11 protein-coding genes are annotated in these 11,319 nt (G+C 62.7%); 6 read left to right on the top strand and 5 right to left on the bottom strand.

The window, feature by feature from the left end:
• Nucleotides 1-113: 113 nt before the first annotated feature.
• The 5 genes from EII23_RS08055 to EII23_RS08035 all read right to left on the bottom strand — a co-directional run bounded on the left by EII23_RS08055 (nt 114) and on the right by EII23_RS08035 (nt 6,935).
• Nucleotides 114-443: a hypothetical protein gene (locus tag EII23_RS08055; protein ID WP_124792871.1), complete on the bottom strand. Its 330-nt coding sequence runs from the start codon at nt 441-443 to the stop codon at nt 114-116.
• 76 nt (nt 444-519) lie between these two features.
• Nucleotides 520-3,501: a hypothetical protein gene (locus EII23_RS08050; RefSeq protein WP_124792870.1), complete on the bottom strand. Its 2,982-nt coding sequence runs from the start codon at nt 3,499-3,501 to the stop codon at nt 520-522.
• Nucleotides 3,502-3,675: 174 nt separating this feature from the next.
• Nucleotides 3,676-4,443, bottom strand: a complete 768-nt coding sequence (locus tag EII23_RS08045) for a hypothetical protein (RefSeq protein WP_260424650.1) — start codon at nt 4,441-4,443, stop codon at nt 3,676-3,678.
• A 162-nt stretch (nt 4,444-4,605) separates the two neighbouring features.
• Nucleotides 4,606-5,625 (bottom strand): YIP1 family protein, encoded by a 1,020-nt coding sequence (locus tag EII23_RS08040; protein ID WP_260424649.1) that lies wholly within the window; start codon nt 5,623-5,625, stop codon nt 4,606-4,608.
• Nucleotides 5,626-5,636: 11 nt separating this feature from the next.
• Nucleotides 5,637-6,935, bottom strand: a complete 1,299-nt coding sequence (locus tag EII23_RS08035; RefSeq protein WP_124792869.1) for a competence/damage-inducible protein A — start codon at nt 6,933-6,935, stop codon at nt 5,637-5,639.
• A 197-nt stretch (nt 6,936-7,132) separates the two neighbouring features.
• On the opposite strand from EII23_RS08035, the gene EII23_RS08030 reads away from it, so the two are divergent.
• From EII23_RS08030 to EII23_RS08005, 6 genes are all read left to right on the top strand, one after another.
• Nucleotides 7,133-7,588, top strand: coding sequence for a hypothetical protein (locus tag EII23_RS08030; protein ID WP_124792868.1), 456 nt, complete (start codon nt 7,133-7,135; stop codon nt 7,586-7,588).
• 165 nt (nt 7,589-7,753) lie between these two features.
• Nucleotides 7,754-8,527, top strand: coding sequence for a DUF4198 domain-containing protein (locus tag EII23_RS08025; RefSeq protein WP_124792867.1), 774 nt, complete (start codon nt 7,754-7,756; stop codon nt 8,525-8,527).
• Nucleotides 8,528-8,547: 20 nt separating this feature from the next.
• Nucleotides 8,548-9,183 carry a cobalt transporter CbiM gene (gene cbiM, locus EII23_RS08020; RefSeq protein ID WP_124792866.1) on the top strand — a complete coding sequence of 212 codons (636 nt, stop codon included), beginning with the start codon at nt 8,548-8,550 and terminating at the stop codon, nt 9,181-9,183.
• Between the two features lie 11 nt (nt 9,184-9,194).
• A complete protein-coding gene (locus tag EII23_RS08015; protein WP_260424648.1) occupies nt 9,195-9,857 on the top strand; it encodes a cobalamin biosynthesis protein CbiL in 663 nt (220 codons plus the stop codon).
• A 12-nt stretch (nt 9,858-9,869) separates the two neighbouring features.
• Nucleotides 9,870-10,643 (top strand): cobalt ECF transporter T component CbiQ, encoded by a 774-nt coding sequence (gene cbiQ, locus EII23_RS08010; RefSeq protein ID WP_124792865.1) that lies wholly within the window; start codon nt 9,870-9,872, stop codon nt 10,641-10,643.
• Complete coding sequence (locus tag EII23_RS08005) at nt 10,636-11,316, top strand: energy-coupling factor ABC transporter ATP-binding protein (RefSeq protein WP_124792864.1); 681 nt, start codon at nt 10,636-10,638, stop codon at nt 11,314-11,316. The genes cbiQ and EII23_RS08005 overlap by 8 nt, the downstream gene beginning before the upstream one ends.
• The last annotated feature ends 3 nt before the right edge of the window (nt 11,317-11,319 follow it).

Below are 11,319 nucleotides of genomic sequence, written 5' to 3'. Positions count from 1 at the left end.
TCACAAATATCGTGTCGTCGATGTGCGCGCATAGCTTCTCCTGTCATGCAGGAAGAGGTGTTATCATACTATTCATAGTTTGACGACACTATCTAGAGTCTATACCGACCATTTCAGTTGCATGGCCGGTGTGATGCCACCGCCCCATGTTGGGCATTCATTGTCATCAGGCACAAAGCCCGAGTTGTAGCAACCGCCAGTATTTCTTCCGTGCCGCAAAGGCCAATATCCGTTACCTGCGCGCCCCCGTGAGCCAAACCAGCTGCAAGGGCATCGCGCAGTTCCGGGCCGGAAAGGCGCGCATCCCGCCCCAACACCACCCGCTTCGCTCCGCATACCTCTGTCATGGCCTTACCCAGAGCGCAGGCCAGAGGGGCGTTCACATCCTCGGGCACGCGCCCGCGAATGTCGTATGCCTTGAAGCAGGAGAGAGTGGCCTTCATGCAATTCCCTTTGTGATGGTATGTGACACCGGGGCACGGCGTAGTGCGCCTTGTCATGAACAGCGGCAGGCAAGCCCTACGCGTTTTTTCCCGTCCGGCACAGGCGGGCCAGGCGGCGCAGATAGTCTTTGCGCTTTTCCAGATAGAAGGCCAGCGGGCGCGAGAAATTGCGCCCCAGCAGGCCGTCCACAAACATTTGGCTGATTTCCCGCTCCCGCGTGAGCACCAATTGCGAGAGAATCAGCACCGTGCGCTCCGCTTCGGGCATGGCCCGCACAATCTGGCGAAAGGCCTCCTGCGCGCGGGGCTGGTAAAACCAGATGTACATGAGATCCAGCGCATTGATGATGAAGGCCTGCTCCAGTTCCTTGCACTGTGCGCCGCAACTGTCGTCAAGGCCGCCGGGCCGCGCCAGCTTGGCCAGCGCGTCCTCGTCGGGAAAAAGCAGTTCCAGGCGGGTATAACAGTCAAACAGATCGGCAAGTTTGCTCCTGTAATCCCAGCGGCGCATGCGCAGATTCACCTGGCTGTCGGCATAGCCTTCGATGAGGGCCGCCACCGTATCCGAAGCCATTTTGGATATGACTGCAGCGCTGGGCACCAGATACATACGTGGATCGGCAACCCCCAGCAGCAGAATGCCGTGGAAAAGCGCAAAATTATACAGGGACGCGATGGGAATGGCCAAAACGCTCCGGAACAGGTTTCCGATGGCCGCCTCCCTGGGGAAGCCTCGGAACAGGTTGTGCCCCCAGATATAGAACCCGTTGACAATATTGAGTACGCTGAAAACGATGAGAGGATCTTCAGCTATGGTGAAACCCATCCCCCTTTCCAGCAGCATCACGCGCACAAACACTTCCAGCAGCAGGATGGAAATGCCCGTGTACATGAGCGAATCGCAGAGCCTGTTGACGTTGATCTGATCCCGCCAGTGCACAAGAGTATCGCGCGTGGCCCCCTTGGCGGCCACAACCATCTGCACCACATTGCGCACACCGGTAATGCCGAACCAGATGAACGTGCCGAACCAGGCCAGCACCCACCATTCCTGCGTGTACACGAAGGAGAAAAAGGCCGGGAAAAACCCCAGCAGAATCTTGAGACAGTTGCTGATGGAGCTGTTCAGGTACGCAAGGCCCAGAGAGCTTTTTTCCGGCTCCGGCGAAGTTTTTTGCAGGCCATTGTCTGTGGACTGGGTCAACCCGCCCAGGTTGACCACATTGCCCATGTCTGTCACGCGGACGTCCTGGCTGGAGGTTTTCCAGCTTTTGTGCCTTTCCATGCCCAAATGCCTGCAACCGGGCAGCCAGCGAAAAAAGGACTGCACGCGCTGCCAGCCCGAAGGATTGCGCGGCTCGCGGTAGCAGACGCACTCCTCCACAGGCAGATACACAGGGATGTCCACCAGATTCCCGTGTCTGGCATAGGCTTTTCTGCTCCGATCCGGCATGGTTTCCTTGAGCACAAAGCCCATGCCGTACGAAATCTTGCTGGCCGAACTGGTGCCCAGACGTGACCCCAGCGGCTTGTGGCGATAATGCTCCCACAGCTTGGGCACGTTGTGCAGAATGTTCTTGAATTTTTCGGCGCGGGCTTCGTCGTGGGTGCGCAGCCCGTGCATCATCTGGCGGATCATCTGCTTGACGCGCGGGCCAAGTCCCGCATTGAGCGCCTGTTGGAACTCATTGATTTTTTTGATGTTCGCCTGTTTCCCTTCTGCCCAGCCCTTCATATTGAAAATTTCCAGATGACTGATGACGCCGCGGCTGTCCCACAGAAGTTCAGCCACATCCTCCACGCTCAGGCCCTTGGTGCCCAGCACCAAACGGTAACCGGGATTGAGGTCCATGAGTTCGCGGCTCAGTTCTTCCACAGAAAAGCGCAAAAGGCGGGGCAGTTGGGAATGTGCGCAGGGGCGGCCCACGTCCGGCATTTCCGGACAGCTTTCGGGAGAAAGCCAGACAGAAGTGATGTATTCCGTGCCCAGATTCTCCATTTCGGCCAGTTCCGCCCTGGACTGCTCGTCATCGCGCCCCTTGAGCAGCGCCGCGCGCTCCCGCATGGCGGGCAGCAAATGGTTGCGCAGGGCTTCGGCCAGATGGGCGGCCGAAGCCTGCCCACGGCCCACAAAGCGCAGAAAAGCTTCGGGGGTCAGTTCCGGAACGGGCACCTCCCAGGCGGCCTCCAGTTCCAGACGTTGCCCGGCGTTCCATGCGGCAAGGCAGGCAAGCACCCTCTCGCGTCGCCAGCGCAGCACCTCGCGCCCGAGCTTGACCATTCTGGTCATTTTGGGCGTGTGCAGAAACTCCAGAAAATCCTCGCCGGAACTGAAGCCGCGCGGAATCCAGAGCAGGCTGATGAAGCGGTTATAAAACGGCATGTAAAATTCCAGGCCGATGCGCACCTCAATGCCCGTGATTTCCGCCGCACGCAGAATTTCGCGCGCGGCCTCCGGCGGCACCCAATATTCGTAGGCCACGGTAATCGTGCGCAAGCCCTTGATCCAGGCGTCCATGATCAGATGCGTGGGGGTTTTGCGGCCCTTGGTGTTGGCATCGTACACATGGTCGTCAAAGGCCATCTGATTCCAGCTTTCGGGCATTTCCGGCAGATGGTAACGGGCCAGCATGCGCCGCACCACGCGCGGGGTCCCCTGCACGGTGCGCCGGAAATCGTGGGCCAGCTTGAGTTGCTCCCTCTGGTCGCCATGGGCGCGCACCATGCTTTTCATGATCTGCATGAGTGCGCGCGCCGTATTGCGCCGCAAGGCGGAATGGGCGCTGTTGAGCACCTCGTCGTACAGGATTTCCAGAGCCAGCAGACGGTCACGGGCCTGGGTGCGGCCTGCCTGAAGATTGCGCAGCAGGTTGATGACAGCATAGGCCATGCGCGCAACCGGAGAGGCCACCAGTTCCTTGATGCCGTGGGGGTGCAGGCCGGGATCGAACAAATGGGCGTCGGAACGCCTGTTGTCCGACTCCAGAATACGATTGACAAGGACAAGGATGTCCCAGTCCTGACTGTCAAAATACAGCTTGCTCCCTCGCGCGCCCACGTCTTCTCCTTGTCCGCCGCCGTGCGGATGTATTGTCCGTTTTTTCACTATCTACATTGCGGGGGGCGCATCCGTCAAACGGCGCTGCCAAAAACGCCAAAGACGCCCGGCGGCACTCCGCACGGCAGAGCAGCGCGGCCCCAAAAGGCTGGCAGCGCAGCGACAGAAGGCAGGCTAAAAGGCCGTTCCGCCAAAGACCTTGTTCCACAGGGAACTGGGACGCTGCACAGCGCTGGGATCCACCCAGGCCAGCACTTCGCGCCCCATGTCCCAGGCCAGGGAGCGGGCAATGAAGCCCGCAGGATCGCCGGGATTGCGCTCTTTCAGAGAAAACAGATAAAAATCGTGCACCTGTCGCGCCTCCATGAGCCCGCCCTGCGCCATGGACCAGAGCAGAACGCCGCTGCGGGCGTCGTAGATTTCCATGGACAGGGAAAGAGAGCTGGTGCCTCCGCTGCCGCCGTCCAGATAATGGTTGATGTATCCGCCCACCACAAGATCCGCGCCGCGCCGCCGCGCCAGAGCCAGGGCGCTCTCCGGCTCATAGGGGCCGACTTCGGCCGCGTATTCCAGAGTCTGGAAGGCGTTGAGCGAAAGCCATACCTGCCATATCTGGCGCGACAGCATGGAACTGAAGCTCACCGGGCGGGAAATTTCCTGAAGGGCGCGCAGGGGCAGAAACAGGGCACGGGGACGGCGGCCCAGGGTCTGCTGCGGAGCCACATACACAGCCGGGGGCTGCCGCCGCACAAAATTGTTGATGTGGATCTGGAAAGGCGTGCTCAAATCGCCCGTTGCCCTTCTTTCCCGGCTGCTGTTGTCGGGAGACCTGGAGCAGGCAAGGGCAAGACAACACAACAGAAGGAGGCCCAGAACTTTTGCCGGGCGCAGTCCGCGCCGGGCGCAATGTTTGCCGCAAAACCGAAGGTCCAGAAACTTCATGGCGTTTTCTCCTGTGGCCGGGGAGAAGCGCAGCAAGGCCGCGCTTGTTGGCAACGCCAACAGCCCCCAAGATCACGAACAGGCCGCGGCGTGGCCGCGCCGTCGTATTTCCGAACGTTTTGCACTATCCGTGCCACTGCCACAAAGAAAACGGCCACAGCCCTACTGGATGCTCTGGGCAATCTGCACTACCAGCGGAGCCAGAAGCAGCACCACCGGCACAAAACCCATGAGGGTCTGCGCCCAGGTGAGGCCAAGGGCGGCGCGGCAGCCCACCAGCACGCAGGCAAACATCCAGACAAGCCCTGCCAGCGAGCCCAGAACAGGCACGATGCAGAGCAGGGCCGGAGCGGAACTGTAGGCAATGACCTGAAAAAGCAGCCCGAAGGAGGAGCGCCCGCCCGTGACAAAGCCGTAGGTCACGTGCAGCAGGGCCGCAATCACATAGAGCTGGACCACGGACACGCCGGTCTTGAGCAGCACGGTCATGGGCAGGTTGACCTGGGGTGAAAGCATGGCCAGCATGGCTTCCAACTGCTGGTCCGAACCGGCCTCGGGAGCCATGACAGACAGGAGCAGCCCTGTCCAGAGGCGCTCCGTCACCACCTGAATGACGCTGACCACAAGATAGAACGTCAGCGGGCGGAACTGCGCGGCGTCAGAATGCAGACAGGAAAAAAAGCTCTGCGCCGCAAACATGACCCGCATGCAGGTCTGGTAAAACGCCGAAATCCAGCCGTGCGGCACGGGGGCGCTGTCCCAGGGGTTGGCCGCCTCCCGGGCGTATTCTCCGGGCAGAGGGTCTTGCGCAGGCCCGCTTTGCACAGGCTCACCCTGCTCGTCCGGAGCAAATCTTTCTTCTTCCCTTTTTTCCTGCCCGTACGCCGCAGAGGCGGGCAGGGGTCTTTCTTCCGCGCTGTGGGGCGCATCCGCCGCCGGCCGCTCCTGCCGCGTATCCTGCAAGACTTCCACCACACCGGAGTCTGGCTGGAAACGAAAGCGGCACGCGCAGCGCGGGCAGGTGGCGATCACCGTGCGCGAAGGCAGGCGGTCGGCAGACAGTTGACGGCTGAATCCACAGCCGGGGCAGACAATTTCCACAGAAAGGCTCCTCCCTGCAATCCAGAGCAAAAACGCGGGCGCGGCACGGGCAGCCCGCTCCCGGCACAACGCCGACCGCATGGTGCCCCGCATCATAGCCTCTGGCCGCCGGGCAGGCAAGACGCCGCGCCCGGCTCCTCCCACCTCTCCACCGGCAGACCCGAAAGCCTGCGGCGCACCATATCCAGAGCATGGCTGGCAGAGAGGCGGCGCACCATGTCGCGCCCCGGATACTGCCCCTGCGGCCGCAGTTCGCGCAGCCAGGCCCCCTGCGCATCCGCAAGAGCAATATACACAAGACCCACGGGCTTTTGCGGCGTGCCTCCTCCCGGCCCGGCAATGCCCGTGACGCCCAGGCCCAGATCCGCCCCCGCGCTTTCCCGCACGCCCCGCGCCATGGCCAGAGCCACTTGCGGGCTGACAGCGCCGTGGGCGCGCAACATATCTTCCGGCACGCCCGCAAGGCGCGTCTTGGCCTCATTGGCATACGTCACCAGCCCGCAGCCGAAAACCTGCGACGCGCCGGGCTGATCCGTGATGCGCCGGGCAATGAGCCCGCCGGTGCAGGACTCCGCCGTAGCCAGACTCTTGCCCTGACGCGCCAGTTCGGCCACCACCACCGCCTCCAGGGAGGGCACGTCAACGCCGTACACCACATGACCAAGCAGCCGCAGCACCTCTGCCAGCACAGGCTCGGCCAGGGCACGGGCAGCGGCATGGTCCGCAGCCTTGGCCGTCACGCGCACAAACATTTCCCCGTCTCCGGCATAGGTGGCTACCGTGGGATTGCTCCCGGCGGTGAGGGAGCCAAGGCGCGCGGCGGCCTCCCCCTCCCCCATGCCGAAAACCCGCGCCATGAAGGAGGCAATGACGCCCCCGCACAGTTCGCGCAAAAAGGGCCTGACGCCCGCCTCCAGCATGGGCAGCAACTCCCCTGGAGGGCCGGGCAGCAAAAGAATCCATTGGTCCCGGCCCACAGGCACGGCGCAGCCGGGAGCAGTGCCCACGGCATTGGGAAAAGGGCGCGCGCCGCGCGGCAGCAGGGCCTGCCTGCACTCGTTGGCGGGCAGCGGCCTGTCGCCGAAATACTCGTGCAGGCGCGCAAGACTGCCGCTGTCTTCCTCCAGCGGGAGGCCCGCCAGCCGGGCAACGGTTTCTCTGGTCAGGTCATCGTCCGTGGGGCCGAGACCGCCTGTGGCAATCACTACAGAGGCGCGTTCCAGAGCAGCGCGCACAGCCTCTTCCAGCCGCCCCGCATTGTCGCCCACGATCTGCACCCGCACAAGATCCAGCCCCTGTTCCGCCAGCATCCGGGCCACATGCGTGGCATCCGTATTGACGGTATGGCCCAGCAGAAGCTCTGTGCCCACCGAAATGATTTCTGCTTGCATTTTTCTCCCCCGGCATGGACAAGCGCGGGCGCAAGCATGACATCTCCCCGGCTTCAGGGCAAGGATACCGGCGCGGATTTCCGCTTCTTGGGCGGGCATTGTCATTTGCCGCGAGCGCGCGTACAAAACAGACTTGTCAAGTGCCTGCCTTCGCGCCCGGCCCAAAAAGCGGCCGTGACGCGCCCTGGAGAGCTCACATGTTCAAGTATTTTCCGGCCATCCTGTGCATCCTGCTCCTCGCCCTTCCGGCCCGGGCGGAGCAGGTCGTTACCCGATATTTGTCCGTGGATCTGCCCGAAGGATGGAAAGTGGTCATGCCGCCCACAGAAAGCCAGGCCTATTCCACGGCCATCTTTTCCAATCTGGCGGGCAACGCCACAGTGGGTTTTGTGGCCGGGCCCAACGGCGGCACGGACGCCAAAACCATTGCCGAAATGTTTGCCCGGCAATTCAATGCTTCCAGAGCCCCGACAGAAAGAAACGGCCAGAGCACCTTTCTCTTCACCCAGCAGGGTTCTGTGCATCAGGCCTGGGTAGCGGTTGCGGGTGACGCCTTTCTGCTCACCACCCTTTCCGGCGACCGCAAGGAAGGGCTGGCCTTTGTGCGCAAATTCGTCCAGAGCCGCGACTTTCCCGATCTTCTGCCCAGATAGCCCGGCCCGCCGGCAAGGAAAATGCCACAAGGGCCTATTGCTACTTTTTCTGTTTTTGTGTTATCCGGGGCATGAGCGCGAAACCGTACACCGCGCCGCGCCGGGCCCGCGAAACGCGGCACGCGCCCCGGACCGCACCTGCCGCCGGACAGAAAGGAAGCCCCCATGCGGAAATCCCTCTGCTTCAGCCTTGCGCTCCTGCTCTGCGGGAGCAGCCTGGCCCATGCCCATTTCGGCATGGTTATTCCCTCCTCCTCCACAGTAACGAAAAAAAAGGCCGCTACTGTGCATCTGGACGTTGCCTTCACCCACCCCATGGAGCAGCAGGGCATGGACATGGCCAAACCCAAAAAGCTGACCGTGACCGCCAATGGGGCCACGGAAGATCTGACCGCAAAGCTCGCTCCGGCAACGCTGCTGGGGCACAAGGCATGGAAGGCGTCCCACAGCCTCGCCAAGCCCGGAGTCTACCAGTTCGCTGTGGAGCCGGAGCCGTATTTTGAACCGGCCGAAGACTGTTTTATCATCCACTACACCAAGACCGTGGTGGCCGCCTTTGGTGAGGAAGAAGGCTGGGACGCGCCTCTGGGCCTGAAAACAGAAATTGTGCCGCTGACCCGCCCCTTTGCCGCCTACGCCGGAAATCTCTTTCAGGGGCGCGTGCTCCTTGACGGCAAGCCCGTTGCCCACAGCGTGGTGGAAGTGGAATATTACAACAAGGGCAAGACCCACACTCCGCCCGACGACTATTTTGTGACCCAGACCGTCAAGGCCGACGAAAACGGCGTGTTTTCCTTTGCCGTGCCCTGGGCCGGATGGTGGGGCTTTGCCGCCCTGAATACGGCGGAAGACAAAATGGAGCGCAACGGCGAGAACAAGGATGTGGAACTGGGCGCCGTCATCTGGGTCAACTTTGCCGCACCCCGGAAGAGCCGCTAAGCTGAGCGCAGGAACAGGCCATGCACATTGCCGAAGGCGTTCTTTCCCCCACAGCCCTTGCCGCAGGCTATGCCCTCGCCGCTGTGGGCACGGCTGTGGGCCTGCGAAGGCTGGACCATGACCGCCTGATGGGCGTGGCCATTCTTGCGGCGGCCTTTTTTGTCGGCTCCCTCATCCATGTACCGGTGGGCGTGACCAGCGCCCACCTTCTTCTCAACGGTCTGCTGGGCGTTCTGCTGGGCTGGGCGGCCTTTCCCGCCATTCTGGCGGCGCTGGTTCTTCAGGCCCTGCTTTTTCAGTTCGGCGGGCCGGTGGTGCTGGGCGTCAATGCCTGCACCATGGGCTATGCCGGAGTGTTGGCAGGCGGCGTGTTTCGTATGGTATACCGGCTGTGGCCCTCGCCCGCAGGGCTTCGTTGCGCGGCTTTTTGCGGCGGCGCTCTGGGTGTGGCCGGAGCCGCCCTGCTCACGGCCGTGGCTCTGGAATACAGCGATGAAGGCTTTGCCGCCGCAGCCCGCCTGCTTTTTGCGGCCCATCTGCCCGTCATGCTGGCCGAAGGTCTGGTTACCATGTTCACTGTGTCCTTTCTTTTCAGGACGCGCCCGGAAATGCTCTGTATGGGCGCGCCCTGTGCCGGAAACAATCCCTTGCGCTGACAGGAGCCTGCATGTATTCCCCGAACCTTCTGCGCGGCATGCCCGCACGGCTGCTGCCCGCGCTTGTGCTCATGCTTCTTCTGGCAGGCGCGGCGCACGGACACAGGGTCAATATCTTCGCCTGGCTCGAAGGCGGGCAGGTGGTGGTCCAGTGCGGTTTTTCCTCCAAAACCCCTGTCAGGCAGGGGGAAATCACGGTTTTTGCCCATGCGGGCAACCAGCCGCTGCTGGAAGGGCGCACCGACGATGCGGGCATGTTCCGCTTTGCCGCGCCGCCCGAAGCGAAAACCCGGGGCTTGCGCATACGCGTCCGGGCGGGAGAGGGGCACCAGAACCAGTGGATCATGGAGCCGGGCGAGTTTGCCGATGCCGCGCCGGAGCCCGCGCCCGCCACAACGGCAGCGCCGGAAAACACGCCCCGTTTGCCAGAGGACGGAGGGCAGCAGATTACGGCAGAGGAAGTTGCGCGCATTGTCAACGCCGCACTGGATGCCAAACTGGCCCCCGTCAAGCGCGAACTGGCGGCTCTGCGCGAGTCGCCTCCCGGCCTGAAGGAAATTGTGGGCGGCGTGGGCTGGCTGGTGGGGCTGGCCGGAATCGGCCTGTACTTTCGCGGGCGTTCGCCCCGCAACAGCGCGCTGCAGGCAGACAAAATGGCAAAAACAGGGCAATGACAGGCGCTTTTCATGTTTGACCAGCCTTTTGCGCGCCCGTACGCCCTGCACTCTGTAGACCCGCGCGTACGCCTTGCTCTGGCGGCCCTTCTGGCCCTGGGAGTTTCGCCCCTGCGGGACGTGACGGCCTGCTGCCTGGCGCTGGCTCTGGGCCTTCTGCTGCTTGCGGCGGCCCGCATGCCTTTGCGGCCTCTGGCCCAGCGCCTGGCTGTGGTCAATATTTTTGTGCTCTTTCTCTGGTGCGTCACTCCCCTGACTGTTCCCGGCACACCCCTCATCCAGTGGAACACGTTCTGGGGGCCGCTTGCCGTCAGCCACGAAGGCGTGCGCCTGACCACGCTGGTCAGTCTCAAGTCCAATGCGGTTGTCTGCATTTTTCTGGCTCTGACGGCCGGCATGACTTCGTCCACCGCTGCCCGTGCCCTGGAAGACCTGCGCTGCCCGCGCAAGCTTGTCTTTCTTTTTCTGTTCACGGCCCGCCATGTGCATCTGCTGGCGCAGGAGTGGCGCTGCCTGCACGAGTCCGCGCGGCTGCGCGGCTTTCGCCCCTCCACGGGGATGCACACCTACAAAACCCTTGCCTCGCTGCTGGGCCTTTTGCTGGTGCGCGGGCACGAGCGCGGCAGGCGGATGCGCGAAGCCATGCTCCTGCGCGGTTTTTCCGGCACTCTGCATGCGCTGGGCGACTTCCGGCTGCGGGGCACGGACGTTCTTTTTGCTCTGGCCCTGCTGGCCGGGCTGGCGGGCATTCTCATGACAGAATGGGCGGGGAAGAACCATGTGTGACAGCGCCGACAACGCCATTTTCCGCCTTGACGACATCCACTTTGCCTACGGGCAGGACGCGCGCCCTGTGCTGAACGGGGTCAGCCTCGCCCTGTATCCGGGGCAGCGTCTGGCCCTGTACGGCCCCAACGGCAGCGGCAAAACAACGCTGCTGCGCTGCATCACCGGCCTGGAGCGCCCCTGGTCAGGCACGGTTTTCTTTCACGGGCGGCCGCTGCAAAAAGAAAAAGACTTCCATGCCCTGCGCTGCCGTGTGGGCTTTGTGCTCCAGAACGCCGAAGACCAACTGTTTTTTCCCACAGTGCTGGAAGATGTTGCCTTCGGGCCTCTGAATCTGGGGCTCCCTCCCCGGCAGGCACGGGAACGCGCCCGTGAAACCCTGTGCCGCCTGGGCCTGGACGGCTTTGAAGACCGCCTGACCCACCGTCTTTCCGGCGGAGAAAAAAGGCTTGCGGCCCTGGCCGCCGTGCTGGTCATGCAGCCCGAAGCCCTGCTGCTGGACGAGCCGACCAACGATCTTGACCAGCAATCCCGGCAACGGATCGTGGAAATCCTGCAAGGCATGGACACAGCCCGCATCACCATCTCCCACGACCGGGATTTTCTGGAAGCTGTTTCCGGAGAATTTCTGACCATCAGCCCGGAAGGCAGGCTGCGCGCCAACGCGCCTTGACGG

The organism is Desulfovibrio sp. OH1186_COT-070, assembly GCF_003860215.1.
Classification (GTDB): Bacteria; Desulfobacterota; Desulfovibrionia; order Desulfovibrionales; family Desulfovibrionaceae; genus Desulfovibrio.
Note: the sequence above shows the minus strand (reverse complement) of the source record. Positions and strands in the feature narration are given on the sequence as shown.

Excerpts from the sequence above, each read along its gene's own strand:
- EII23_RS08055 (WP_124792871.1), bottom strand. The coding sequence starts at position 443 with ATGAAGGCCACTCTCTCCTGCTTCAAGGCATACGACATTCGCGGGCGC.
- EII23_RS08045 (WP_260424650.1), bottom strand. The coding sequence starts at position 4,443 with ATGAAGTTTCTGGACCTTCGGTTTTGCGGCAAACATTGCGCCCGGCGC.
- EII23_RS08040 (WP_260424649.1), bottom strand. The coding sequence starts at position 5,625 with ATGCGGTCGGCGTTGTGCCGGGAGCGGGCTGCCCGTGCCGCGCCCGCG.
- EII23_RS08035 (WP_124792869.1), bottom strand. The coding sequence starts at position 6,935 with ATGCAAGCAGAAATCATTTCGGTGGGCACAGAGCTTCTGCTGGGCCAT.
- EII23_RS08030 (WP_124792868.1), top strand. The coding sequence starts at position 7,133 with ATGTTCAAGTATTTTCCGGCCATCCTGTGCATCCTGCTCCTCGCCCTT.
- EII23_RS08025 (WP_124792867.1), top strand. The coding sequence starts at position 7,754 with ATGCGGAAATCCCTCTGCTTCAGCCTTGCGCTCCTGCTCTGCGGGAGC.
- cbiM (WP_124792866.1), top strand. The coding sequence starts at position 8,548 with ATGCACATTGCCGAAGGCGTTCTTTCCCCCACAGCCCTTGCCGCAGGC.
- EII23_RS08015 (WP_260424648.1), top strand. The coding sequence starts at position 9,195 with ATGTATTCCCCGAACCTTCTGCGCGGCATGCCCGCACGGCTGCTGCCC.
- cbiQ (WP_124792865.1), top strand. The coding sequence starts at position 9,870 with ATGTTTGACCAGCCTTTTGCGCGCCCGTACGCCCTGCACTCTGTAGAC.
- EII23_RS08005 (WP_124792864.1), top strand. The coding sequence starts at position 10,636 with ATGTGTGACAGCGCCGACAACGCCATTTTCCGCCTTGACGACATCCAC.